The sequence below is a fragment of the Agrobacterium sp. a22-2 genome (assembly GCF_012276985.1).
Classification (GTDB): domain Bacteria; phylum Pseudomonadota; class Alphaproteobacteria; order Rhizobiales; family Rhizobiaceae; genus Allorhizobium.
The window spans coordinates 132,333-158,563 of sequence record NZ_JAAXMM010000011.1; the positions used below are offsets into that span (position 1 = coordinate 132,333).

The window sequence follows — 26,231 nt, forward strand, 5'->3', positions numbered from 1 at the left end:
CGTTGTTAGGGAGGACATCATGGGCAAACAGACCCGCGTCGCAATCACGCTTGGCGATCCGGCAGGCGTCGGACCGGAAGTGATCTGCAAGGCGCTTGCGTCCTTGCCGAGCGACGATCTCGCCAATTTCGTGGTTGTCGGCAATCTCGAGGCGCTCGAGCGCGCCCGGACGGCGACGTCGACCGACCTGCGTTTCGTCACCGTGGCCGAACCGGGCGCTGTCCTGGTCGAAGAAGTGGCGCTGGATGCGCCGCTGCCGGAGATCGGCAAGGTGAGTGCTGTCGCGGGCGAGGCCTCCGTACGCTATATCCGCCGTGCCGTCGAGATGGCGATGGGCGGACAGGCGGATTGCATCGTCACAGCGCCGATCAACAAGGAAGCCATGAACCTTGCCGGCCATCATTTCGACGGTCATACCGGGCTGCTGGCGCATTTGACCGGCTCAAAGAGTTCCTTCATGCTGCTGGCATCGGAGCGGCTGAACACCATTCATGTCTCCACCCATGTGTCGCTGCGCGGCGCCATCGAGCGGGCGACGACCGAGCGGGTGCTGGCGACGATCGAGGCCGGGCACAAGCATTTCATGCGTCTCGGCCGCAAGCCGCGCATCGCCGTTGCGGGCCTCAATCCCCATTGCGGCGAGAACGGCCTGTTCGGCGATGAGGATACGACATTCCTGGCGCCGGCCGTGGAGATCGCACGGGAGAAGGGCATCGACGTGGTCGGACCGATCTCGGCCGATACCGTTTTTGCCCGCGCCTATAACGGGGCCTTCGATCTGGTGATCGCGCAATATCATGACCAGGGCCATATCCCGATCAAGCTGGTGGCGTTCGAGACCGCGGTCAACGTGTCGCTTGGCCTGCCGATCGATCGCGTCTCGGTCGATCACGGTACGGCTTTCGACATTGCCGGCACCGGCAAGGCCAATCACGTCAACATGCTGTCGGCGATCGATTATGCGCGACTGGTGGCCGGCGCTCCGCGCCTCTGATTATTGCACGAAGATTCCGACGCTGGCCGCCCGTCCGACAGCGTCGATGACGGTCAGGGTCGAATAGCCCGCACCTTCCGGCGTCCATTGGCTGGTCCGGGTGCGGGTCGAGCCCTCGAGCGGCTTGCCGTTGGCAAGCCAGCGGAACGGCGCCCGGCCGGCCTGGAGCTTCAGCACCAGCGGCAACGGCGAACCATCGGGGCTGAGGCCCAGTTCCACATGGGCGCCTTCCGGCGGATAGACGATCTGCGGCGGCTTCTCGCGGGTCGAGGCACTGAGCAGGCCGTTCGGATCGATCGAGAAGCGGCGCTGGCTGATCGGCAGCTCGGCAAGGGCGATACGCGACGCGCCGGGCGGTGCGGGTGGCAACGGGGTTCCGGCAACGCCCGATCTCGAAAAGGCCTCAAACAGGATGGGTGCGGCGGTGGCATAGCCGGTCAGGCCGGGGATGGCGGCATTGTCCGGCCGGCCGACCCAGACGCCCAGCACATAACGTCCATCGAAACCGACCGACCAGGCATCGCGGTAGCCGTAGCTGGTGCCGGTCTTGTAGGCGATGCCCATTGGCCGGCTGCCGAGCGGCGGCGTGACGCCGGCCAGCGCGTCGGCCACCGTCCAGACGGCAACGGGCTCGATCAAAGGCGGGCCGTCGATCGGGGCGGGCGTGTCGCGCACGCCATCGCCGAGCCGCACCGGCCTGCCGCGATTGGCGAGCGCCGCATAGCCCTGAACCAGATCCTTCAGCGTCATGCCGACGCCGCCGAGCGCAATGGCCAGGCCCGGCGCCTCGTTCTTCGGCAATTGCATCGCCACCTCGGCACGGCGCAGCCGCACGATCAGTTTTGTCGGGCCAACGGCGTCGAGCAGCCGCACGGCCGGCACGTTCAGCGACAGTTGCAGGGCCTGGCGAACACTGACATCGCCCTGATAGGTCATGTCGAAATTCTTCGGCCGATAACCGAAGAAATCGGCCGGCCGATCCTCGATGATGGTTTCCTGTGACACCATGCCTTCCTCGAAGGCGAGACCGTAGATGAACGGTTTCAGCGTCGAGCCCGGCGAGCGGTTGATGCGGGTCATGTCGATCCAGCCAGACCGGGCGGCATCGAAATAGTCGGCCGAGCCGACTTCGGCGATGATCTCGCCGGTTGTCGCGTCGGCCATCACCATGGCCAGCGACACTTTCGGATCCAGCTTTTCGGCGGCCCGGCGGGCGACCGTCTCCAACTCCTGCTGCACGCTCCGGCGCAATGTCGAGCGATGCACGGTCGCCGCTTTGTCCATACGCCGGGCTGCTTCGGCCAGATGGGCGGCCAGGGCGGGCAATTGCAGGCGACGCGAAGGGATGTCCGTCCGTTCGGCGCGGGCAATCTCGCTTTCCTCCATCAGGCCGACGGAGCGCATGCGCTCCAGAACGCGGCTGCGGGCAAGCGTGGCATTTTGCGGGTGGCGGTCCGGCCGGCGCAGTTCTGGCAGTTGCGGCAGCGCCACCAGCAGGGCCGCCTCGGCGACCGACAGCCGGCGCGGCTCCTTGCCGAAATAGGCAAGGCTCGCCGCCCGCACACCCTCCAGATTGCCGCCATAAGGCGCGTGGGTCAGGTAAAGGTCGAGGATCTCCGCCTTGCTCAGGCGCCGCTCGATCTGGATGGCGCGGGCGATCTGGATGAATTTCGTCAAGAACGAACGCTCGCGGCCGGGTTCGATCAGCCGCGCCACCTGCATGGTGAGCGTCGAGGCACCCGAGACGATCCGGCCATTGCCAAGCAATTGCCACGCGGCGCGGCCGAGCGCCAGCAGGTCGACGCCGGCATGGCTTTCAAAGCGGCGGTCCTCGTAGGCGACCAGCATGGCGAGGAATTGCGGATCGACATCGGCGGCAACCGTTTTCAGCCGCCAGCGCCCGTCGGGCATGGCAAAGGCCCGCAGCAATTGCCCGTCGGCGTCCAGAACCTCGGTCGAGACCGTGCCGGCACCATCGAGCGGCGGCGGAAAGGCCCGATCGGCGGCCTCAAGTGCAAAGAGGCCGCCGACTGTCAGGGCGAGGGCAGCGGCGATACCGCTGCCGATCTTCAACCAGGTCCGCATCAGTCGGCCGCCTGAACCTCCATGCGGCCCGTTGCCGAGCGCGCATAGAATTGCGGGCGATACATGTCCTCGACATGGGCGGCGGGGTGATCGTAAGCGCCGGGTGTCACAGCGCGCACCACATAGGCCAGCGTGATCTCGCTATTGTCATCGGCCGGTCGGTCGATGGCGGCGACGAAACGGTCGTTGCGGAATTCCAGATGGGCGGTCTCGGTTTCGCCGATCCAGTCGAAATTGGTCAGCTGGGCGCTGTCGACGAGGCTCGGATTATCAATCTCGAATCCGGCCGGCAACAGGTCGGTGATCAGCAATTGCTGCGACCAGTCGGCGGTCTCCGTCACCTGGATGACCACGACATAGCGTTCGTTCTGTGTCGCTTCGCTGACATTCGCCTCCTCGCCGTCCATCGTGTAATAGGTCCGGACGATATCGAAGCCGTTGCCGCCAGCCGGTAGCGGCATGGCGGGGGCCGCGACCGTGGTCACCGCCGCCGACACCGGATCCGGGCCGCGATTGGTCAGAACGACCGGATTGGCCAACAGGCTTTCCCCTGTCATGCGGGCGCTGTAGCTGCCGGTGTAGTCGGCGCCGTTGACGTCGAGCTTGATGCCGTCGTCACCCTTTTCCAGGGCACGGGCGGCCAGCAGCGCCCAGGTCTGTTCCTGGGTGCTGGTATAGTCCTTCTGCTGCCATTCCTTCGCGACGATTTTTGTCAGCATCGGCACGATGGGCGGAACGGGACGGCTTTCGGCGGCCAGTGCCAGCACGGCGGCACCGTCGCGCAACGACGAGCCGTAATCCGTGCGTGAGAAGCTGACGGGTGTCAGGACGGCCTGTTCCGACATCTGGGCGGCTTCCAGGAAGACCGTCTTGGAGCGCTGGGCATCGCCATAGAGCGACAGGGCGGCGGCGAGATGCGCTTTTGCCAACGGTGACGGGAAGTCGTTCAGCATCGTATCCGCATAGTAGCGCAGATCGCTGATGGCGGCTTTCTTGTTGCGGGCCAGGACATAGAGACCATAGGCGATCTCGTTGCCGCGATCCCTCACATTGGTGTCGTAGCCGACCTGGTTCTGCAGGTTGTCCAGGGTCTGGATCATCGCCTGATCCGGCACGAGATAGCCCTGCTCGCGGGCCCTGGTCAGGAAGTCGCCAATGTAAGCGTCCAGCCACATATTGCCGTAGCCCGGGCCCCAGAGGCCGAAGCTGCCGCTGGACGACTGGAAGGACAGGACGCGGTAGATCGCATCCTGCACGCGCTTCTTGACCTCATCGCGCTCCGGCAGGCCGGAGACGGCCGAGAGTTCGCTGAAATAGAGCAACGGCAGCGCCTTGCTGGTGGTCTGTTCGGCGCAGCCATAGGGGTAGCGGTCCAGGCTCATCAGCAGGGCCGGGATGTCGAAGCCGTCGGCACGGGTGACGTTGAGGCTGACGGCGGCATCCTGCAACAGGCTGTCGGCCAGCAGTTCGCCGTCCACCGTCAGGCTGCTGCCGCTAGCAAGGTCGAGAACGCGGCGCTGGGTGACCGGCAGCGATGCCGGCCGGACGGGGATGTCGAGCCCCTGTTCCAGCGACATGTCCGCCTTGTCCGACAGGGTAACGGAGATCGTACCGGCGCCGGCTTCGACGGCCGTCAGCGGCAGGGTCAGGGCCAGCGTCTTGCCTTGGGTGAGCGCCACCGTCTGGGCGGCGGCCTCTTCCGCCACATTCACCATGGAATTGCTGGTGACCAGCAATTCGTAGTCGCCAGACGGCGCGTCCGTCGCGGCGAGTTCCAGGCGCAATTGCGAGGTGTCGCCGGGAGCGAGGAATTTCGGCAGGCTGGCGGTGACGACAACCGGATCGCGGATGATGACGTCCGTGACCGCATGGCCGACGCCGGTCTTCGACCAGGCAACCGCCATGATGCGCGCCGTGCCGTTGAACTGCGGAATGTCGAAGCTGACCTCCGCCTTGCCATCGGCGTCGAGCTTGACCGGGCCGGAGAAGAAGGCGACGAGCTTTTCCTTCGGCGGATTGCCCTGCAGGGGCATTTCCGATCCGTCGCCGCCGGTGCGCAGCCGGCCGGTCGCGCCGAGCGAACCGTCGATCAGGCGACCATAGAGATCGCGCATTTCGAGACCCAGCCGGCGCTGGCCGAAATACCAGCCATCCGGATCGGGCGCCTCGTAACGCGTCAGGTTGAGAATGCCGACATCGACGGCGGCCAGCGTCACATAGGCCTCATCGCCGACACCGGCACCGCTCACCGAGATCGGAATGGTCAGCGGCTGGCGCGGCAGGGTCTTTTCCGGCGGCGTCAGAGTGACAGCCAGTTTGTTGTCGCCCGGATCGACCGTCAGCCAGGTGATGCCGATGGCGCGCATCGGCATGCGGCTTTCGGCGGCTTCGCCGGGACGATAAAGCGTCGCGGTGACATAGGCGCCCGCACCCCAATCGGCGGTGATCGGCAGATCGACCTCGCCACCCTCGGCGGCAATGGTCGCGGTCTTTGTTGTGACCAGATCCTCGGTGCCGACGGTCAGCAGAAGTTCGCCGGAAAAGCGCGGCGAGACCTTCAGCTTCGCCGTTTCGCCGATCGCATAGCTCTCCTTGTCGAGGGCGATTTCGAGCGCGTCAGGTGTCTCGGTCGATGTCGCCTCGACATACCAGCCTGCATCGAACTCGACGCTGCTGGTCGGTCCGTTGACCTCGGCGGTGTCGACTTCCAGCCGGTAGCGGCCCCAGGTGACGGGAACCGATATCTCGCCACCGTCCTGCGTCAGATCAAGCGTGCCATCGGCCACCTGCTTGGTGGAGATGATCGGCTCATAGCGCCAGGACGTGCCTTCGCGATACCATTGGTAATTGCGCTCCAGGCTGACGAGCTTCCAGCCAAGGCCCGACATGGGTTGTTTTTGGCCCTGCGGATCGACGGCGATGACATGGAATTTGCCGACGGAGTTTTCGGCGAGATCGCCGGTGAATTCCGGCTTGATGCCGATCATCGGCGTTTCGGAGCGGATCGGCAGGGTCAGCTTGCGCTCGACGGCACGGCCGCCGCCCTCGCGCATGCGGATCACCACCTCAGCGTCCAGCATCTGCGTTGTCGAGGGTACCTCGTCGACGAGAATGTCGACGGTCGCCTTGCCGTCATCGTCGAGCGGCAGCAGGCCGTCCAGCGCGATGCGCGTGTCGTCGACGGCTTCCTCATCGGCGAGGCCGAACTGGTAGCGCTCGAAATCGGCGCTAGTGCGGGTCGGCTTGATGTTCATTTCGCCTTCGATCGAAAGACCCGCGGCCGGCGCACCATAGAGATAGCGCCCGTCGACACTGACCTGCAGCGATGCGCCGATTTCGGCATGGGTGGCGTCGCTTTTCAGGTCGAATTCGATCCGGTCGGGGGCGAAATCATCGACCAGAAACTGCTTCTCGCCGATCGCCGCCTTCTTCGGATCGGTATAGATCGCCATGGTCCAGGTGCCGCGCATGGCATTGGCCAGCAGCGGCAGATCCAGCGCATGGCCGCCCAGCGCCTCGCCATTGCTGACCACTCGGCGATATTCGACGCCATCCGGACGGTTGAAGATGAAGGTCAGCGGCAGGGTCTCGATCGCCTTGGCCTCGATGTCGCGGGCCATCGCTGCGGCATGCACGGTTTCGCCGGGGCGGTAGATGCCGCGCTCGGTCCAGGCCAGAATATCGATGGCGCCGGGGGCGGGGCGGCCGGTGACGCCTCGGTCGGAGAGATCGAAGCCGGCGCGGGTCATGTCGAGGAAGACATAGTCCTCGTCGCCATTCTTGGCGGTGATGACGGCCGGGGCCAGCGCCGCGCTGGCGCGCATCAGGCCGGCGGTAAAGCTCGCCCGTCCATCGGCATCGGTGGTGGCGGTGCCCAGTACCTCGTTGTTCTTGGCGAGCAATTGCAGTTCGACGCCGGACAGCAGCTTGGCGGTGGCGAGCGACCGGGCAAAGACATTCAGGCCATCGGTGCCGGCATAGGTCGACAGGCCGATATCCGAGACGACGAACCATTGCGTGGCGCGCGGGTTCCAGTCGTCATTGGTGGTGTTCGACACCGCTGCCGTCAGCACATAGACGCCGGGGCGGCGCTTCGGCAGAGCTTCATCGACCGGGAAGCTGGTGACGACATCCTTGTTGAGATCGGTGGCGATATCGATCGAACCTTGCCAGATCAGTTCGCCGGATTCGGCTTCGATGCGGTCGGCGCTGTAGCCGTCCAGTTGCGTCAGGAATTGCGAGGAGGTCAGCAGCGGCGCGATATTGCGGTCGCCGATGCGGTAGAGCTTCAGGTCGGCGCTTGCGGCGTTGACCGAAACCAGCGGAATGCCGCGACGGGCCGTGGACGGCAGCACGAAGCTGTCCCCGGTAAAGCGCACCGTGGCGGAGCGATCCTTGACATAGATGTCGAGGTTGACTTGCTCCAGCAGGTTTTCCTCGACGGAGGACGGCAGGCCGGCGCGCAACGACAGCTTGTAGCGCTCGCCATGCGCCAGACCCTCGACGCAGATCTGATTGTCCTTGGCTTCAACGGCTTTCGGGGCCGCGCCGTTCAACAGGACAAAAGGAGTGTAGTCCACGCCGCTCTTGACCAGCGGGTCGGAGAACTGAACGCAGGCGCGCGGTGTGACGCCGTCGGAATCGATGGTATTTTCGACGACGCGGAAGCCACGACGCGAGCGCAGGTCGTCATAGGCCACTTTCACGGATTTGGTGGCAACAAGGGCGAGGCTCGCTTTATAGGCGCTGAGGGCAGGGCGGTAATTCTCACCGTTTTCGAACGCCTTGGCCATCACGGCCAGCGCGTCGGCGCGGGACTGCTTGGTGCGGCTGAGCTCGTAACCGTTGATGGCGGCGAGAAGTCCATCGGATGCGACGGCGCTGTTGCCGGTCACGGTATTGGCGGCGCGGGCGACCTTGATCCAGAGCGCCTGGTCGTCCGGTTCGATGGAGAGCGCCGCCTTGAAGGTGACGAAGGCGGCATCGACATTGCCGACGGCCAATTCGGAATAGGCCTGGGCGACCAGACCTTCGAGGCCGATTGCCTCCTGCTCTTCGGTGATGGTCAGATTGGCCTTGGCTTCGCGCGCCTGCTGGCGCAGGTCGTCGGACACGAAGTCGAGCCGGGCCGGCGCGCCGATATCGGGCTTGGTCGTGGTTTCGACGATCTTGCCGGCGATGGCGCCCGCAAAGGTGTTGAGCTGGCTGAAATCCGATTTCAGGAAGCACCATTTCACCTTGGGATTATAGGTGAAGGCCTTGCAGGACTTGTCGCCGATACAACTCTTTTCGCATTGTTCCAGCGAGACATTCTGCTCGGTGCGCAGGTCGAAGCCGAAATAGTCGCCGTCCTGCGTGGTGACGATGCTGCGCTCCGTGTCGGCCGCCGTTGCCGGCGGCGCGAAGGCGATCATGATCGATGCGAGTGCGGAAAAAACGATAGACCTGCGCTTAGACATTGGTCTCCCCCAACGCTGTCCGTTTGTGCTGGGGCGCACTCTTCTGCGTTAGGGGCCGCTTGTCAACGTGGCGCGTTATGCTCCGCGCGGCCTTTATGGGGCGTTGTCGGCAATGGTGCGGACATTGACCTGGAGCGGTCGTCCGGCACCCCAGCCATTGAGGGCGGCACCGACGCCAAGAGCGACAAACAGCACGGCACTCATGGCGAAACTGCCGGTCCAGCTCTTGATCAGCCCGACCAGCAGCGGGCCGATGGCGGCCAGCGAATAGCCGACGCATTGCGCCATGCCGGAGAGGTGGGCGGCGACATGCGGATTGCCGGAGCGCAGCACGATGGCCGTCATGGCGAGCGCGATCAAGCTGCCCTGGCCGATGCCCTGCAATACGGCCCAGACCCAGACGGTCGACAGCGGCGCGAAGAGCAGGCCAAGGAGAGCGATGACTGCGATACCGGCCATCGAAGCATTGACAAGGCTCTGGCTCTTGCCGCGCACGGCGATCTGCGGTGCGACGATGCAGGAGGCGGCCTGCACCATGACGGAAAGCGAGACGATGCCGCCGGCCGTCACACCGTCGAGGCCGCGTTCGCGCAGGATCGGTACCAGCCAGCCGAAGACGCAATAGGCCAGCGCCGATTGCAGGCCCATGAACAGCGTCACCTTCCAGGCGAGCGGATCGCGCCACAGGCCTTCGACGCGAAAACCGCCGCGTTTGGTTCTGGCGCCGGCGCTGAAGGTCTGCGGCAGCCAGATCAGGGCAACGGCAAGGGCGGGCAGGGCCCAGGCGGCCAGAGCTGCCGCATACGAGCCGCCAAGAGCAGCCTCGATCGGCAGGGTCAGGCCGGCCGCCCCTGCCGCACCCCCGCACAGTGCCATGGTGTAGAAGCCGGTCATCAAGGCGGCGCGATCGGCAAAATCCCGCTTGACCAGGCCCGGCAGCAGGACATTGCCAACCGCGATGCAGGCGCCGGCCAGCGCCGTGCCGAAAAACAGCAGCGGCACGGAGGACAGGCCGCGCAGGCTTGTGCCGAGCGCCAGGAGCAGCATGACTGCCAGAAGCGTGCGCTCCGACCCGATGCGGTTTGCCATACGCGGCGCCAATGGCGAAAACAGGCCGAGACAGACCACCGGCAGCGTGGTCAGCAGGCTGGCGCCGATGGACGACAATCCAAGTTCGGTGCGGATTTCGGGCAGCAAGGCTGAGGCGCTGGAAAAGACCGGACGCAGGTTGAAGGCGATCAGCACGAGGCTGAGGCCGAGAACGATCCGGCCGATCGGCCCCTGCGGCAGGATGGTCGGCTGGGGTGCCGGGTCTTCGGCGTCGATCAACAGCTCGTCGGCGAGATCCATGGGGTGGATGGAGCCGGCTGTCGGTGGCGGGGATTGCAGGTTCATGGCTGCAGCATCCGGTCGAGATGGTCGAGCACCGGTGCCATGAAGGCGCGCACCGCGGCGTCGGCAATCTGAGGGTCGCCGGTGGCGATGGCGTCGACGATGGCGACATGGGCGGCCATATCAGGCTCCGGCAGGGAGCCGCCGGTGGTCGCCTCGATGGTCTGCATGATCGATGCGGAGAAGAAGTCGTAGATCTCGACCATGGCGCGATTGCCAGAGGCGGCGATCACCGCCTTGTGGAAGGCGATGTCGCGGGCAATGAAGCCGGCTTTATCCGCATCGGCATCGGAATTGCCGCGCTGGTCGAGAAGGGCGCGCAATCTGGCAATCACCGCCGGGGTCTGGCGCAGGGCGGCGAGGCGTGCGGCTTCCACATCGAGGGCGCAGCGCGCCTCCAGCCGGTCGCGCAGGCTTGCCTGGCGCGCCCTATCGAGCGGCAGCGTCGCGTCGGTGGTGGTCAGGACATAGGTGCCGGAGCCTTGGCGGGTTTCCAGGAAGCCTTGTGATACCAGAACCCGCACTGCCTCGCGCACCGTGCCGCGGCTGACGCCGAGCATGGCCGACAGGTCCGCCTCGTTGGGCAGGCGTTCGCCGATCGGCCAGCGACAGGCGAGGATTTCGGCCTTGATGGCCGTCACGGCGGTATCGGCCAGATTGACTTTGTGCAGCGGTTTCATTGGATTTTGATAAAGTCATCGGATGACTTAGTCAATACAGATTTGCCTTTCGTCATTCGGAAATCCGAATTTTTTGTATGGTGCGACAAAAGACAGCTTCACTTTCATGAAACCTGTATTATAGCTTTCTGAAAGCTAGGAGATGTCCGCATGCAGCAGATTCCGGATGGATCGCTTCCCCCAGGTGATTTCGTCACCAATGCGATTGCCTCGATCACCCGGCTGATCCGCGACAAGGACCTCAAGCCGGGCGATCGTCTGCCGGCCGAGGCGGCGTTGTCGGAGCAGTTGCAGGTGTCGCGCACGGTGGTCCGCGAGGCGCTGCGCTCGCTGGCCGCGCTTCGTCTCGTCGATCTCGGTGTCGGCCGGCGGCCGGCGGTTGCCCAACTCGATGATGCCTCGATGGCGCTGATGATCGAGCATGGGGTGATGACCGACCAGATCGATATTCAACAGATCTACGACGCGCGCCGCACGATCGAGGCGCGCACGGCAACGCTGGCCGCGCTCCGGCGCACCGAGGCGGAAGCGCTGCTGATCCTTGGTCACGCCCACGCGATGGAACAGGCTTTCGGTGATCCGGTCGATATCATGGAACATGATCTGGCCTTTCATGTCGCGATTGCCCGCGCCTCCCGCAATCCTGTCTTCGCGCTGATCATCGGTGCCTTTCAGGGCGTCACCCGCCAGACCTGGCCGATCGGCTGGAAAAGCCGCACCAGTGACGACGAGCGCCGGGCGATGAATGCCCTGCATGTGGAGCTTGCCCAGGCGATCGTTGATGGCAATCCGCAGGCCGCAGCCGCGCTGATGAACCGGCATTTCGATCAAAGCATCAAGGCCCTGCTGACGGCAGGCCTTATCTGACCATCCAACGAGGATATATTCATGAAAATCACCGGGCTTGAAACCGTGCGCGTTGCGGAACGCGCCAATCTTCTCTGGCTTCTGGTTCATACCGACCAGGGGATCACCGGCCTTGGCGAGACGTTTTTCGGTGCTGAGACCGTCGAAGCCTATGTGCACGAATATATCGCGCCGCGGGTAATCGGCCGCGATCCGCTGCAGATCGATCTGCTGGCCGCCGACCTGGTCGGTTATCTCGGCTTCCGCTCGTCGGGCGCCGAGGTGCGCGGCAATTCGGCCTTCGACATCGCCCTCTGGGACATTTTCGGCAAGGCGACGGGCATGCCGATCGCCCAGCTGCTGGGCGGCTTCACCCGTCGTGAGATCCGCACCTACAATACCTGCGCCGGCACCGAATACATCAAGAAGGCGACCGGGCAGACGACCGCCAATTACGGCCTGTCGGAAGGTCGCGACTATGACGACCTCAACGGCTTCCTGCACAATGCCGACGAACTGGCCCATTCGCTGCTCGAAGAGGGCATCACGGCGATGAAGATCTGGCCCTTCGACGCGGCTGCCGAAAAGACCCGCGGCCAGTATATCTCGATGCCGGACCTGAAGCAGGCGCTGCAGCCGTTTGAAAAGATCCGCTCGGCCGTCGGAGACAAGATGGACATCATGGTCGAGTTTCATTCCATGTGGCAGCTCCTGCCGGCCATGCAGATCGCCAAGGCGCTGACGCCTTACGAGACCTTCTGGCATGAAGACCCGATCAAGATGGACAGCCTGTCGAGTCTTGCCCGTTATGCCGCCGTTTCGCCGGCGCCGATTTCGGCGTCCGAAACGCTCGGCTCGCGCTGGGCGTTCCGCGATCTCCTGGAAACGGGTGCGGCCGGCGTGATGATGCTCGACATTTCCTGGTGCGGCGGCCTGTCGGAGGCGCGCAAGATCGCCTCGATGGCCGAGGCCTGGCATCTGCCGGTGGCGCCCCATGACTGCACGGGACCGGTGGTGCTGTGCGCCTCCACCCATCTGTCGCTCAACGCGCCGAATGCGCTCGTCCAGGAAAGTGTGCGTGCTTTCTATCGCACTTGGTATCGGGATCTGGTAACGGCTTTGCCGGAAGTGAAAAACGGCATGATCACCGTTCCGCCAGGCCCGGGCCTTGGCATGGAGCTCAATCCGGAACTGGATCGTGCCTTTACGGTCAGCCGCCGTCTGTCAGACGCGGCGAGCCTTTGACGCTTCAACGAAAAGACAGATTGGGAGGCATTCCGTGACGAATTTAGACACCCGCACCGCCGGATTGGGAGCTTCGGCGATGGCGGGTCCGCTGATCATGCTGCTCGGCATGCTGATGTTTGCGCTCAACGATGCCATGGGCAAATGGCTGGTGGCCAATTACGGGCTCGGCCAGGTCATCCTGATCCGCAGCCTTGCGGCGCTGATCATTCTGGCGCCATTCATCTGGCAGGCGGGCCTGAAGTCGATCACCTCGGTCGAGCAGCCCTGGATGCAGTTCGCCCGCGTGGCGTTTTCCACCATGGAGGTTTTCTGCTTCTACTATGCGGTGATGTATCTGCCGCTGGCGGATGTGATGACCTATTGGCTGGCAGCACCGATCTATGTGGCGGCGGCGTCTCCGCTGCTGCTCGGCGAAAAGGTCGGATGGCGGCGCTGGTGTGCAATCGCTGCCGGCTTTGTCGGCGTCATCATCACGCTGGAGCCGTCCAGGGCGATGTTTACCCTGCCGGCGCTGATCTCGATCGTCGGCAGCGGCGCCTTCGCCTTCATGCTGCTGTCGGGCCGCGGCCTGCGCAATACGCCGGACAAGACGCTGGTATTCTTCCAGGTGGGAGGCGCAGCCCTCGCCGGCCTCGCCTTCGCGCCTTTCGACTGGGCGCCGATTTCGTCCAGCCTCGATCTGGCGCTGCTCGGCCTGCTTGGGATTGTCGCGATGGCCGCTCATATGCTGGTCAACCGCGCCCTCAAGATCTCCGATGCGGCCACCGTGGCACCGCTGCAATATACGCTGCTGCTGTGGGCGGTGGTGTTCGGCTGGATGTTCTTCGGCGATGTGCCTCGCCTCGGCATGGTGGTCGGCGCGGCACTGATCGTCGCCTCGGGTCTGTTCATCTTCTTCCGCGAGCGGCAGTTGAAGAAGCGGGATACGGTCTTGCCGGCCGTTCCCGAGTGAGTTGAACCGGATCACGCACCATCTGAACCGTGTATAAAAAGGGGACCGAAGCGCTAGGCTCGGTCCCCTTTTCGATGTCTAAAAGCGCTTCAGCTTATTTGCGGATTTCGGCCAGTTCCGCGAGGATCGCGTCCACGACGTCGGCGCCAATTTCGGCCTTGTGCTTGTCGTAAACGATCATCGACTTCTCGCGGATACGGACCTGTTCTTCCGGCGACAGCGTGTTGACGGCGAGGCCGGCTTCCTTGATCTTGGCCAGCGACTTCTGGTTCAGATCCTGGATGACCTTGCGCTCTTCGTCACGGCCAACCACGGCGCATTCGCGCAGGGCCGCCTGTTCTTCAGGCGTGTAGGTGTCGAAGATCGCCTTGGAGAACAGCAGCAGGAACGGCGTGTAGGCGTGGTTGGTCTCGGTGACGTATTTCTGGACCTCGTAGAACTTCGAGGTATCGATCGTCACGTAAGGATTTTCCTGGGCGTCGATCGCGTTGGTTTCCAGAGCCGAGAACACTTCACCGAAGGCCATCGGCGTGGCGTTTGCACCGAGGTTCTGGAAGGTGTCGAGGAAGATGTTGTTCTGCATGACGCGAACCTTCATCCCCGAGAAGTCTTCCCACTTGGTGACCGGGCGAACGGAGTTCGACAGGTTACGGAAGCCGTTTTCCCAGTAGGCGAGATTGACGAGGCCGGCAGCAGCCAGCTTCTCGTTCATCATGTCGCCGAACTTGCCGTCCAGCACCTTGTAGGCTTCCTGGGGCGTGGAAAACAGGAAGGGCAAGTCGAAGACGCCGAGAGCCGGGATGATGCCGACCAGCGGCGAGGACGAGGTGACGACGCCTTCCTGGACGCCCGAGCGCAGGGCCTGGGTTGCCTGAAGGTCGCCGCCGAGCGCGCCGCCCCAGAAGGCGGTGATCTTCAGCTTGCCGCCGGACTTCTCGTCGAGGCAGGACTGCATGGCCTTGATGCCATTGCCGACGGGATGGTCGGCATTGATGCCGTTCGAGATGCGGATGTTGCGGTCGTTGAACTCGGCGAAGGCCGGAGCGGCGGCCGACAGGCCAAAGGCGATCGCGGTGGTGGCTAGAAGCAGTTTTCTCATAATATCCTCCCTGGATGGTTGAGTGAGACTGTGGTGGCGCCGACTGCTAATGCAGCCAGCGAGCGGGCACGATGACGAGGTCCGGAAACAGGACCAAGACGAAAAGGACGAAAACCTGTGCGGCCAGGAACGGCATCACGCCGATCGTGACCTTGCCGAGCGGCACGCGTCCGACGCCACTGACGACGTTGAGAACAACGCCGACGGGGGGTGTCAGAAGACCGATGCAGGTGTTCATGATGAACAGCACGCCGAAATAGACGGGATCGATGCCGGCTTGCTTGATAATCGGCATCAGAACCGGCGTCAGGATCAGGATGGTCGGTGTCAGGTCGAGGGCGGTGCCCACGACGAGGACCAGCAGCATGATGACGAACATCAGCAGGATCGGACGATCGATCAGCGGCTCGATATAGCCGGTGATTTCGGCCGGAATATTGGCAGCTGTGATCAGCCAGGCGGATACGAGCGCCGCGCAGACCAGGAACATGACGACTGCAGTCGTCTTGGCGGCCTGGAGGATGACGCGGGGCAGTTCCTGCAGGCTCAATTCACGATAGATGAACACGCCGACGAACAGGGCATAGGCTGCGGCAACCACGGCTGCTTCCGTCGGCGTCACGACGCCCGCCTTGATGCCGCCGAGGATGATGACCGGCATGCCGAGTGCCCAGAGGGCGCGACCGGTTACCCGCATGCGCTCCTTCATCGGCGTGCGTGGCAGCGCCTGGACTTTATCCTTGCGAACGACGATCAGCCAGGTGGCGATGAGAGCGATGCCCATCATCAGGCCGGGAACGATGCCGGCCATGAACAACTGGGTGATGGATACGTTGGCTGAGACACCAAAGACGATGAAAGCCATCGACGGCGGGATCACCGGAGCGATGATGCCGCCGGCGGCAATCAGGCCTGCCGATCGCGGCACGTTGTAGCCGGCCTTGGCCATCATCGGGATCAGAATAGCGGCAAGTGCTGCCGTGTCGGCAGCCGCAGATCCGGAAATGCTGGCCATGATGATGGCGGCCATGATGGCAACAATGCCAAGGCCGCCGCGAATATGGCCGACGCAGGCGATGGCAAAATCGATGATGCGGCGGGACAAGCCACCGGCATTCATCAATTCGCCAGCGAGAATGAAGAACGGGATGGCGAGCAGAGTAAAGGTATCAGCGCCGGCGATCATGTTCTGCGCAATGATCTGAGTGTTGAACATGCCCATGAACCACATGAGCACGACACCGCAGAACATCAGGGAGAAGGCGACCGGAACGCCGATGGCCATTGCTCCCACGAGGGAGACGATGAAGACAAGCAAAGTCATTGGCTGCGCTCCGCCATCTGTTCTATAGTCATATTTTCACCGACAAATGCAGCGATTTCTTCGTCGGTCACCCGTCCGGTCAGCAATCTGATCAGCCGTTCGAGCGCAATGATCACGACGCCTGCGCCGGTGAAGAAGCCGATGCCATAAACCCAGATCATCGAGATCTTGGTGACCGGCGCGTCCATGCTGGCGTTGATCGGAGATTGCTTCCAGGTTCCCCAGAAGAAAATCGCCGAAACGCCGATAATGATGATGTTCGACAGGATCATGCAGATGATGCGGCCCTTGCGGCCGAACATCATGACCAGGGTTTCCACCCCGACATGACCGTGTTCGCGAAAGGCGACCACGGCGCCGATGAAGGTCAGCCACACGAAGAAGTAGCGAGACAGTTCATCGGAGATGTTCAGGCCGGAGTTGAAACCGTAGCGCATGATCACGTTGATGAAGACCATGATCGCCATGCCCGACAGCAGGACGATCAGCAGAAGTTCCAGGAAGCGGTAGAAGAGGTCTATTGCCTTTTGCATGGTGTCCCTCACGCCTTGTCCAGAAGACCGCGGCCGGCCAGGTTGCGAATGAGAGCACCGACGCCGAATGTCCATTCCGGACAGGCATCGCTGCGCTCTACCCAGTTAACTAGGCGGCCGAGCTTGGCTGTCGATATTTCCACGCGATCACCGACCTCATGGGTAAAGCCGAGGCCCGCGCCGCGCCGGTCTTTGACAGGCGCGAACATGGTGCCGAGAAACAGCACGGCGCCATCCGGATATTGATGATTGCGGTTTCTGAGCTGCGAGGCAAGGTTTTCCGGCGAGCGGCTGATGGCCTCTAGCGGGCTTTCACCTTCCATCTCGAAGCCGTCTTCGCCCTGCACCAGAAGCAGAACCTTGACGCGGCGAAGATCGTCGATCGTGAATTTTTCGTCGAACAGGCGGATGAACGGGCCGATCGAGCAAGAGGCGTTGTTATCCTTGGCCTTGCCGAGCAGCAGCGCCGAACGGCCTTCGACATCGCGCAGGTTGACGTCGTTGCCAAGGGTTGCGCCGACGATCGTGCCGTCGGCGCGAAGCGCCAGCACGATCTCGGGTTCCGGATTGTTCCATTGCGAAATCGGATGGATGCCAACGAGGTCGCCACAACCAACGGAGGACATCGGCTGGGATTTGGTGAAGATCTCAGCATCGGGGCCGATGCCGACTTCCAGATATTGCGACCAGAGGCCCATGTCCTGCAGCAGGCCCTTGACCTTGGCTGCCTGCTCGGAGCCGGCAACCAGGCCGCGAAGGCTGTCACCGAGAACTGGCGCCAGCCTGGCGCGGATATCCTGGGCGCGCAGCGGATCGCCCTTGGCCTGCTCCTCGATGACCCGTTCCAGCATGCTGTCGGCAAAGGTCACGCCGGCGGCCTTGATGGCCTGCAGATCGATTGGAGCCAGTACCGTGCCATTCTCGCCGGATAGGAACGCGTCGAGGGCGCCGAGGTCCGTCAGTCCCGATGCGTTGCGCAGCAGGTCGACGAGGTTGTCCGTTTCGAGAAGGGCCGACATGGTGGCGGCCAGGCCCGAAAGGTCAAGAACGCGACCGCCCGAGATCATCACCGGGCAGGGGCCAGCGTTTGCCTTCGACCAGACGCGTCCGACCAGAAGAGCATCGGCGGCGTCATCCGGCAAGATGGACTCTGCGCGCAGTACACGTACGGAATTCAAATGTAGTCCTCCACATCATCCGGGAAAGCCTGCCCTCCAGCACTGCTTGCCCTATTGTCAGGATGTCTGACAACGCTCCAGCTGCGTTTCTAGTATGACTTATTCGGCCTGTCCAGAGGCCAAGGCGCAAAGCCGATAAAAACCTGCAGGTATCGGTCCCGTGCCGATCAGCCGGATAGGACTTTCAGAATTTTTCGAGCGTCAGGTCGAGCCGGGCTGCCGCCCCCATGATGTGGGTGCGCATCGCGGCGCGGGCCTTGAGCGGATCCCGTGTCGCGACTGCGTCTCGGATGGCGACGTGTTCGGCGATCGTGGTCTCGACGATTTCCTCAAGGATAGCAGTGGCGCGGGCGGCATTGATGGCAAGGCTAATGCGCTCGGCGATGAAGCCGATGAACAGCGGAAAATACTCGTTATGGGTGGCAGCAGCCAGGGCGCGATGAAAGACGAGGTCCGCGACGATGCCCTCGTCGGTCCATTTCTCGGCGCCGGTCATCTGGGCCAGCGAGTCATCCAGCTTTTTCAGGTCGGTATCGTCGTGGTGAACAGCGGCAAGGCCCGCTGCCTCGATCTCCAACGGCATGCGCAGCTGGAACAGGCTGCGGAAGCTCTCACGGTCGTAGAGGTCGGCTTGCTCGATGCGAATGGAACCTCGCCCCAGGCTTTCCGTGACGAAGGCGCCGACGCCCTGGCGGGTCTCGACAAGTCCCTCGTTGCGCAACTGGGCGATCGCCTCGCGCACCACGGAGCGGCTGACGCCGAATGTCTTGGCCAGAATATGCTCGGTCGGCAGTTTCTCGCCGGGCGCGATGCGGCCCTCGGCGATTTCCTTGCCGATATGGCCGGCGATGCGCGCCGGGAGATGTTCGATCCGTCTAATCTGACTGAAGTCCGCCGTCATGCTGTTGTCCGCCCCTGATGATGCCAGACTATTCTACGATATGATGGGGAAATTCAATTGGCAGCCCGGGTTCATCACCATGGTCGGATCGATGGCCCGCTTCAGGGCGGTCAGCAAGGCGCGCCGCGAAGGATCCAGCCGCTCTTCGAAATCGGCACGCTTCAGCCGGCCAATGCCGTGCTCGGCGCTGATGCTGCCCTTGTAGCCGTCCAGAACCTGGTTCACCACGGTCTTTGCCTTGTAGATCCTGGCGGCGGCTTCGTCCGGCGGGCTGCCGGATGGCGGCAGGACGTTGAGATGCACATTGCCGTCGCCGACATGGCCGTAGGACACGCTGATGCAATCGGGAAGCGCCTCCGATACTGCCTGTTCGGCATCGCGCACGAAATCGGCAAGGCGGGAGAGCGGCACGGAAATGTCGGTGCGCATGTGCGGGCCGCGCTTGGCCTGTCCCTCGTTCATGCCTTCGCGGAACAGCCAGAGATTACGGGCCTGGGCCTGGGATGCGGCGATCACGCCGTCGACCACAAGACCGTCCTCCATCACGCCGCCGAGGAAGCGCTCCATCAGGTCGGCGATATCGACGAGGCCCGAGCCGGAGATCTCCATCAGCACATAGGCCGGATAGTCGCCGGCAATCGGCATGGGCAGATCCGGGATCGCTTCGCGCGCCAGGACAAAAGCCAGCGGCGGCATGAATTCGAAGGCCGACATCAGATCGCAGCAATCGCGCCGGGCGCGGCGATAGAGCTTGATAGCATCGTCCAGAGAGTTCAGTCCGAGTAGGGCGGTCGCCACCTGATCGGGGCAGGGCATCAGCTTGATCGACACGGCGGTGATGATGCCGAGCGTGCCTTCGGCGCCGATGAACAGTTGTTTCAGGTCTATGCCGCGATTGTCCTTGCGCAGGGTCGACAGCCCATTGAAGATCGTGCCGTCCGGCAGCACGACTTCAAGGCCCAGCACCAGTTCGCGGGTCATGCCATAGCGCAGCACGTTGATGCCGCCGGCATTGGTCGAGACATTGCCGCCGATGCGGCAGGAGCCCTGGGCACCGAGCGCCAGCGGGAAATACATGTCCTTTTCGGCGATCCGGTCTTTGAGTTCCGACAGGATGCAGCCGGCTTCCACGACGGCCGAAAAGTCGTCTGCGTCGATATTGCGGATTGCGCTCATGCGCTCGAGGCTCAGAACCACCTGGTTTTCCGGGTGATCGGGGATGCCGCCGAGCACCAGCCCGGTATTGCCGCCTTGGGGGACGATCGACAGTCCGAGGTCCCGGCAGGTGCGCACAGCTGCGGCGACATCCTGCGTCGAGCGCGGGCGCAGCACGGCAACAGCGCTGCTGGTCACGTCTCCATGCCAGTCACGACAGAAGCGCAGCATTTCGCCCGCGTCCGTCAGCACCATATCGTCGCCCAGTGCCGCGCGCAGGGATGCCTGCAGATCCGTAGATGTGCTCATGACGTCCGCCCCCATTGTCTTGCCTTTCCTCCCGGACTGCCGCTTCGAGACCGTCTGCCTTCTTGCAAAAGGGCATCAGATTTTTCGTGGGCGTTCCAAATATTCTGTTTTCAAGCGGATCATATAAGGTTATCAGACAACCTTACAATAGAAATTTTGTCCGCCTGTCGTTGAGGTGTTTCTAAGACGTTTCGGAGCGGTCGAATCCAGGGAGGAGAGACCTGATGCATATCCTGATCATTGGTGCTGCCGGCATGGTTGGCCGCAAACTCGCAGCCAAGCTGACCGCGGACGGCCAGCTGGACGGCAAGCCTATTACCGAAATGACATTGGTGGATGTCGTGACGCCGGAGGCGCCCGTGGGCTTTACCGGCAAGGTCAATGCCAAGGAAGCCGACCTGTCGGCACCCGGCGAAGCCGAATCGCTGGTTGCGGCCCGGCCCGACGTGATCTTCCATCTGGCAGCGATCGTCTCCGGCGAAGCCGAGCTCGATTTCGAGAAGGGCTACCGGATCAATCTCGATGGCACGCGCTATCTGTTCGATGCCATTCGGCTGGCCCATGGCGTGGACGGCTACAAGCCGCGCGTCGTCTTCACGTCATCGATCGCCGTCGTCGGCGCGCCGCTGCCCTATCCGATCCCGGACGAGTATCACACGACGCCGCTGACCAGCTACGGCACCCAGAAGGCGATCTGCGAACTGCTGCTGTCCGACTACAGCCGCCGTGGTTTCTTTGACGGCATCGCCATTCGGCTGCCGACGATCTGCATTCGTCCGGGCAAGCCGAACAAGGCAGCGTCCGGCTTCTTCTCCAATATCCTGCGCGAGCCGCTGGTCGGAAAAGAAGCGATCCTTCCCGTCTCCGACGACGTTCGCCATTGGCACACCTCGCCGCGCTCGGCCGTCGGCTTCCTGATCCATGGGGCAACCATCGATCTCGACACGGTCGGACCGCGCCGGGCGCTTTCCATGCCGGGCCTCAGCGCCACGGTGGGCGAACAGATCGAGGCTCTGCGCCGCGTGGCCGGCGACAAGGCCGTCGCGCTGATCCGCCGTGAGCCGGACGAGATGATCATGAAGATGGTCGCCGGCTGGGCTCCGGGCTTCGAGGCGACACGCGCGAAAGCGCTTGGCTTTACTGCCGAAACCTCCTTTGATGAGATCATCCGCGTGCATATCGAGGATGAACTGGGAGGAAAGCTGTGAGCGGAACAGGTCTGGAGCTAAAGCAGCCGCGCCGGATCGCCTTTCTCGGAACAGGGCTGATGGGCGCGCCGATGGCGCGGCGGCTGCTGGCTGCCGGCCATCAGGTCACAGTCTGGAACCGCGATCCCGCCAAGGCGCAGGCTCTTGCTTCGGACGGTGCTGCCGTGGCCGGGACGGCTGCTGCGGCGGCCAAGGGGTGCGACATCGTCTTCACCATGCTCAGCGACGGCAAGGCCGTCGATGCCGTGCTGTTTGACGGCGGCGTGGCCGGGGCTCTGGTCAGGGGCGCCGTCGTCGTCGACAGCAGCTCGATCTCGCCGCCGATCGCCAAGGATCATTCGGCCCGCCTGAAGGCGCTCGGCATCGCCCATCTCGATGCGCCGGTCTCCGGTGGCGTGGTCGGAGCGCAGGCCGGAACGCTGGCGATCATGGCTGGAGGCGAGGCCGAGGTCATCGAAGGGCTTGCGGACGTGTTTGCAGCTCTTGGCCGGGTGACCCATGTCGGGCCGTCCGGCGCCGGGCAGATCTGCAAGCTCGCCAACCAGCAGATCGTCGCCATCACCATCGGCGCTGTTGCCGAAGCGATGATGCTCGTCGAAGCCGGCGGGGCGAGCCGCGGAAAATTCCGTGAGGCAATCCGCGGCGGTTTTGCCGAGAGCCGAATTCTCGAGCTGCACGGTGCGCGTATGGTCGACCGCAATTTCACACCCGGCGGACCGTCGAAGTTCCAGCTGAAGGATCTCGACGCGGTGAAGGCCATGGCCGATCTGTTTTCACTGGACCTGCCCTTGACCGAGCAGGTGCGCCGCGAGTTTTCCGATTTCGTGGCGGGTGGCGGCGGTGACACGGATCACAGCGGCCTGCTGCTGCATCTGGAAGCAATGAATGCCGCCAAGGGCGGGGAGGGGAAATAATGGCTGAGGACAACAAGGCGCCGCGCCGCCTGCGCTCGCAGGACTGGTTCGACAATCCCGATCATCTCGACATGACGGCGCTCTATCTCGAACGCTTCATGAATTACGGCACCACGCCGGAAGAACTGCGCTCCGGCAAGCCGATCATCGGCATTGCCCAGTCAGGCAGCGATATCAATCCCTGCAACCGACACCATATCGAACTTGCCAAGCGCATCCGCGACGGCATCCGCGATGCCGGCGGTATTCCGATCGAGTTTCCGACCCATCCGCTGTTTGAAAACTGCAAGCGGCCAACCGCGGCACTCGATCGTAACCTTGCCTATCTCGGCCTGGTCGAGATCCTCTACGGCTATCCGCTCGACGGCGTGGTGCTGACCACCGGCTGCGACAAGACCACGCCCTCGGCGCTGATGGCGGCCTCGACCGTCGATATCCCGGCGATCGTTTTCTCCGGCGGACCGATGCTCGATGGCTGGCACGATGGCGACCTGGTCGGCTCCGGCACGGTCATCTGGCGGTCGCGCCGCAAATATGCGGCCGGCGAGATCACCCGCGAAGAGTTTCTCCAGTCGGCGCTCGATTCAGCACCGTCGATCGGCCATTGCAACACCATGGGCACGGCCTCGACGATGAATGCCATGGCGGAAGCGCTCGGCATGTCGCTGACCGGCTGCGCCGCTATTCCGGCTGCCTATCGCGAACGGGGCCAGATGGCCTATCGCACCGGGCGGCGGGCCGTGGAGCTGGTGCTGCAGAACATCAAGCCGTCGGATATTCTCACTCGCGAGGCGTTTCTGAACGCCATCCGGGTCAATTCGGCAATCGGCGGATCGACCAATGCGCAGCCGCATCTGGCCGCCATGGCCAAGCATGCCGGCGTCGAGCTGCATCCCGATGACTGGCAGACCCATGGTTTCGACATTCCGCTGCTGGCCAATGTGCAGCCGGCCGGCGCCTATCTCGGCGAGCGCTTCCATCGGGCTGGCGGCGTTCCCGCTATCATGTGGGAATTGCTGCAGGTTGGCAAACTGGACGGCGGTTGTCCGACGGTGACCGGCCGGACCATGGCGGAAAACCTGGAAGGCCGGGAATCCACCGACCGCGAGGTCATCCTGCCGTTCGACGCGCCGCTCAAAGAGCGCGCTGGCTTCCTGGTGCTGAAGGGCAATCTGTTCGATTTTGCGATCATGAAGATGAGTGTCGTCTCGGCCGGTTTCCGCGAGCGTTATCTGAGCGAGCCCGGCAAGGAAGGCGTGTTCGACGGCAAGGCGGTGGTGTTCGACGGCTCCGAGGATTATCACAAACGCATCAACGATCCGGACCTGAATATCGACGAGCGCACGATCCTGGTGATCCGCGGCGCTGGCCCGCTCGGCTGGCCTGGATCGGCCGAAGTGGTCAACATGCAGCCGCCGGATCACCTGATCAGACAAGGCATTCTCAGCCTGCCGACCATCGGCGACGGTCGCCAGTCTGGCACGGCCGACAGCCCGTCGATCCTCAACGCCTCGCCGGAAAGTGCGGCCGGTGGCGGTCTTGCCTATGTGCGCAGCGGCGACATCATCCGCATCGATTTCAACCATGGCCGTTGCGACATGCTGGTCGAACCGGAAGAAATCGAACGGCGCAAGGCCGACGGTATTCCGGCCGTTCCCGCCGATGCGACGCCGTGGCAGATGCTCTACCGCCGCACGGTGACGCAGCTGTCGGATGGTGCCGTCATCGAGGGTGCCGCCGACTTCCGCAAGCTGGCCGAAAAACTGCCGCGCCATAATCACTGACACTGGCGGATCTCCATTGACAAGGGCGGCCATCGAGCCGCCCTTTTTGCGTTCAGGCACTCGGCTCCGGGCGCGTCAGCACGAATGCCGCGCAGGCAACGAGGATGATGCCGATGCCGCCGCGCCATGTGGTGGAGAGCGGACTTGCGAACCACATGATGGCGAAGCTGACGCTCATCAGCGACACCGAGGCGATCTTGGCCGGGCGCGAGATGGCTCCGTTCTGGCGCCAGTCGGTCAGCGGTTTGCCGTATCTGGGGTGATCGAGCAGCCATTTCTCAAAACGCGGCGAGGAACGGGCGAAGAGGGCGGCGGCGAGGATCATGAAGGGGGTCGTCGGCAGGACCGGCAGGAAGACGCCGATAATGCCGATCGCCACCATCAGCCATCCCAAGGCCAGAAGGACGATCCGCATCTGCACGTTCCTTCCATGAGATGGTGGCAAACGCCGGGCTGTCATGAGCGCGGCATGGAATTGTAGTCAAACAGGTTGGCGGTATCAGGGCAAGGGCAATGGCCCTGCTGCGGCAGGGCCGATTGTCGCTGGAGACTCAGGCGTTCGATGCCGTGGCAGCTTTGGCGCGGTCGTAAGCCGCGACCAGCGCCTTTGCCTTGGCGCGCACGGAACCTGCCTGTTCGCCCGGCTTATAAAGGCTGGTGGCGATGCCGAAACAGGTCACGCCGGCCTTCATATATTCCTCGAAATTGCTTTCGCCGACGCCGCCGACGGCCCCCAACGGGAACTGTGCCGGCAGGATGGCCTTTATGGCCGAAATGCCGGCGGCACCAAGCACGCTGGCGGGGAAAAACTTGAGCGCCGAGGCGCCGGCCTTGATGGCAGCAAGCGCTTCGGTTGGGGTGAAGGCGCCGGGCATGCTGACCATGCCGTGTGTGCCGGCCTGCTGGATGACGGCCGGGTCGGTATTCGGGGTGACGATCAGGTTGGCGCCGATGCCGGCCAGCCGATCGACATCCTCCGGGCTCAGTACCGTTCCGGCGCCGACCAGAATGGACGAGGGGGCGAGCTTGCGGGCCATCTCGATCGAGGTGAAGGGCTCCGGCGAGTTGAGCGGTACTTCGATCGCCTGGAAACCTTCCTCCAGCAGCGCCGCTACGACGCTTTCGATATCGGTCGGGGTGATGCCGCGCAGGATGGCGACGAGATTGCGGTCGAGCGTCGGCCAAGCGATGGTCTGGCGGGTCATGGCAATATCCTTGTCAGTTGGTCGAAAGCAGGGCACGGGCGGCGGCAAACAGGCCGTTTCGCACCAGCGCGCTGCCGTCGAGTGTTTCAGGCTTTGCGCCGGCCAAAGCCAAGGCCTTGGTATAAAGGGCGTTGAGGCTCTCAGAGCCGATCAGGTGAACCGTATCGCCGGGCTTGAAGAAATCGCGCATGGCGGCGATCTCAGCGCCGATCAGGAAGCCCGAAAGACGGGCGGTGGCTTCGTTCTCGACCGGCGTCGACAGCAGGCCGGCAGCGCGGATGGAAAACAGATTGGCCGTCAACGAAAATCCTTCGCCGAGCGCCTGCTGGACCGCCTCTGCGAACACCGGATGGTCCGGCGTGCTGCGGTCGGTGGCAGCGATCGACAGGCGCAGGATCGACTGCTTGCTGAGCAGTTCATAGAGCTCGCCGGTCATCGAAGTGCGAAAGCGCAATACGGTGCCGTCGCGCATATCAACCCATTTGGAATGGGTGCCGGGCAGGCAGAACACGCCGGTTGGATGGCCTGTGGCCGCGGCACCTGCCAGCTGGGTTTCCTCGCCGCGCATCACGTCGAACGGGCCCGTCACCTTCTGGCAGAGGCCGGGCAGGATGTGCACCGGTCGCGAGGCGGCAGGCGAGACGGCGTGGTTCTGCAGATTGGCCAGGGGTGCCGGGGTCTCGACATAGGCGGCTTCCAGCCAGCCGGCGCGCGCACCGGCCATGCCGGCAATCACCACCGGCAGAGAGGCCGGCGCAGACAGGTCGGTAAGATTTTTCTCCAGCACGGCGGCAAAACGATTGTCGGCAGCGCAGGCCGACATGCCATCGGGCGACTGGCATTCGCCGAGCACATGGCCGTCACGATCGACCAGCCAAAGCCGGAAATTGCTGGTTCCCCAGTCTGCGAGCGCAACATAAGATGCGCCCGCTGCGGTTTCGGCCGGATCGCTCATCGTGTCGCGG

The 26,231-nt window shown here is 63.5% G+C and carries 20 protein-coding genes; 7 read left to right on the forward strand and 13 right to left on the reverse strand.

Annotated features, from left to right (window positions below):
- The first annotated feature begins 19 nt into the window (after window positions 1-19).
- Window positions 20-994 (forward strand): 4-hydroxythreonine-4-phosphate dehydrogenase PdxA, encoded by a 975-nt coding sequence (gene pdxA, locus HFC70_RS18035; RefSeq protein ID WP_168474664.1) that lies wholly within the window; start codon window positions 20-22, stop codon window positions 992-994.
- Here pdxA and pbpC read toward each other — a convergent pair whose 3' ends face one another.
- The 4 genes from pbpC to HFC70_RS18055 all read right to left on the reverse strand — a co-directional run bounded on the left by pbpC (window position 995) and on the right by HFC70_RS18055 (window position 10,610).
- Entirely contained in the window at window positions 995-3,079 is a 2,085-nt protein-coding gene (pbpC, locus tag HFC70_RS18040) for a penicillin-binding protein 1C (RefSeq protein ID WP_168474665.1), read from the reverse strand.
- Window positions 3,079-8,493 carry an alpha-2-macroglobulin family protein gene (locus HFC70_RS18045; protein WP_246735854.1) on the reverse strand — a complete coding sequence of 1,805 codons (5,415 nt, stop codon included), beginning with the start codon at window positions 8,491-8,493 and terminating at the stop codon, window positions 3,079-3,081. The genes pbpC and HFC70_RS18045 overlap by 1 nt, the downstream gene beginning before the upstream one ends.
- Window positions 8,494-8,631: 138 nt before the next feature.
- On the reverse strand, window positions 8,632-9,933 hold the full coding sequence (locus HFC70_RS18050) for an MFS transporter (protein WP_210259322.1): 1,302 nt from the start codon (window positions 9,931-9,933) through the stop codon (window positions 8,632-8,634).
- A complete protein-coding gene (locus tag HFC70_RS18055) occupies window positions 9,930-10,610 on the reverse strand; it encodes a FadR/GntR family transcriptional regulator (RefSeq protein ID WP_168474667.1) in 681 nt (226 codons plus the stop codon). The genes HFC70_RS18050 and HFC70_RS18055 overlap by 4 nt, the downstream gene beginning before the upstream one ends.
- Window positions 10,611-10,760: 150 nt before the next feature.
- Here HFC70_RS18055 and HFC70_RS18060 point away from each other — a divergent pair, with 150 nt between their 5' ends.
- From HFC70_RS18060 to HFC70_RS18070, 3 genes are all read left to right on the forward strand, one after another.
- Window positions 10,761-11,477 (forward strand): FadR/GntR family transcriptional regulator, encoded by a 717-nt coding sequence (locus tag HFC70_RS18060; protein WP_168474668.1) that lies wholly within the window; start codon window positions 10,761-10,763, stop codon window positions 11,475-11,477.
- A 21-nt stretch (window positions 11,478-11,498) separates the two neighbouring features.
- Window positions 11,499-12,701, forward strand: a complete 1,203-nt coding sequence (locus HFC70_RS18065; RefSeq protein WP_168474669.1) for a mandelate racemase/muconate lactonizing enzyme family protein — start codon at window positions 11,499-11,501, stop codon at window positions 12,699-12,701.
- A gap of 79 nt (window positions 12,702-12,780) precedes the next feature.
- On the forward strand, window positions 12,781-13,656 hold the full coding sequence (locus tag HFC70_RS18070; RefSeq protein WP_168474746.1) for a DMT family transporter: 876 nt from the start codon (window positions 12,781-12,783) through the stop codon (window positions 13,654-13,656).
- A 94-nt stretch (window positions 13,657-13,750) separates the two neighbouring features.
- On the opposite strand, the gene HFC70_RS18075 is transcribed toward HFC70_RS18070, so the two are convergent.
- The 6 genes from HFC70_RS18075 to HFC70_RS18100 form a co-directional block, all read right to left on the reverse strand.
- Entirely contained in the window at window positions 13,751-14,755 is a 1,005-nt protein-coding gene (locus HFC70_RS18075; protein WP_168474670.1) for a TRAP transporter substrate-binding protein, read from the reverse strand.
- A 46-nt stretch (window positions 14,756-14,801) separates the two neighbouring features.
- On the reverse strand, window positions 14,802-16,079 hold the full coding sequence (locus HFC70_RS18080; protein ID WP_168474671.1) for a TRAP transporter large permease: 1,278 nt from the start codon (window positions 16,077-16,079) through the stop codon (window positions 14,802-14,804).
- The gene (locus tag HFC70_RS18085; RefSeq protein WP_168474672.1) at window positions 16,076-16,612 is read right to left on the reverse strand and encodes a TRAP transporter small permease; all 537 of its coding nucleotides are present in this window, start codon (window positions 16,610-16,612) and stop codon (window positions 16,076-16,078) included. Before HFC70_RS18085 ends, HFC70_RS18080 begins: the two co-directional genes overlap by 4 nt.
- Window positions 16,613-16,620: 8 nt before the next feature.
- Window positions 16,621-17,790 (reverse strand): fumarylacetoacetate hydrolase family protein, encoded by a 1,170-nt coding sequence (locus HFC70_RS18090; RefSeq protein ID WP_168474673.1) that lies wholly within the window; start codon window positions 17,788-17,790, stop codon window positions 16,621-16,623.
- A 184-nt stretch (window positions 17,791-17,974) separates the two neighbouring features.
- The gene (locus HFC70_RS18095; protein ID WP_168474674.1) at window positions 17,975-18,691 is read right to left on the reverse strand and encodes a FadR/GntR family transcriptional regulator; all 717 of its coding nucleotides are present in this window, start codon (window positions 18,689-18,691) and stop codon (window positions 17,975-17,977) included.
- A gap of 33 nt (window positions 18,692-18,724) precedes the next feature.
- Window positions 18,725-20,155 carry an FAD-binding oxidoreductase gene (locus HFC70_RS18100; protein WP_246735845.1) on the reverse strand — a complete coding sequence of 477 codons (1,431 nt, stop codon included), beginning with the start codon at window positions 20,153-20,155 and terminating at the stop codon, window positions 18,725-18,727.
- Between the two features lie 224 nt (window positions 20,156-20,379).
- On the opposite strand from HFC70_RS18100, the gene denD reads away from it, so the two are divergent.
- Genes denD through HFC70_RS18115 form a run of 3 tightly spaced genes read left to right on the forward strand, consistent with a single transcriptional unit; the run spans window position 20,380 to window position 24,061 of the window.
- On the forward strand, window positions 20,380-21,363 hold the full coding sequence (denD, locus tag HFC70_RS18105) for a D-erythronate dehydrogenase (protein ID WP_168474676.1): 984 nt from the start codon (window positions 20,380-20,382) through the stop codon (window positions 21,361-21,363).
- Window positions 21,360-22,277 (forward strand): NAD(P)-dependent oxidoreductase, encoded by a 918-nt coding sequence (locus tag HFC70_RS18110; protein WP_168474677.1) that lies wholly within the window; start codon window positions 21,360-21,362, stop codon window positions 22,275-22,277. Before denD ends, HFC70_RS18110 begins: the two co-directional genes overlap by 4 nt.
- Window positions 22,277-24,061: an IlvD/Edd family dehydratase gene (locus HFC70_RS18115; RefSeq protein WP_168474678.1), complete on the forward strand. Its 1,785-nt coding sequence runs from the start codon at window positions 22,277-22,279 to the stop codon at window positions 24,059-24,061. The genes HFC70_RS18110 and HFC70_RS18115 overlap by 1 nt, the downstream gene beginning before the upstream one ends.
- A gap of 52 nt (window positions 24,062-24,113) precedes the next feature.
- On the opposite strand, the gene HFC70_RS18120 is transcribed toward HFC70_RS18115, so the two are convergent.
- From HFC70_RS18120 to HFC70_RS18130, 3 genes are all read right to left on the reverse strand, one after another.
- A complete protein-coding gene (locus HFC70_RS18120) occupies window positions 24,114-24,476 on the reverse strand; it encodes a YbaN family protein (RefSeq protein WP_168474679.1) in 363 nt (120 codons plus the stop codon).
- Between the two features lie 136 nt (window positions 24,477-24,612).
- On the reverse strand, window positions 24,613-25,266 hold the full coding sequence (locus HFC70_RS18125) for a 2-dehydro-3-deoxy-6-phosphogalactonate aldolase (protein WP_168474680.1): 654 nt from the start codon (window positions 25,264-25,266) through the stop codon (window positions 24,613-24,615).
- Between the two features lie 13 nt (window positions 25,267-25,279).
- Entirely contained in the window at window positions 25,280-26,221 is a 942-nt protein-coding gene (locus HFC70_RS18130) for a 2-dehydro-3-deoxygalactonokinase (RefSeq protein WP_168474681.1), read from the reverse strand.
- Window positions 26,222-26,231: the final 10 nt, after the last annotated feature.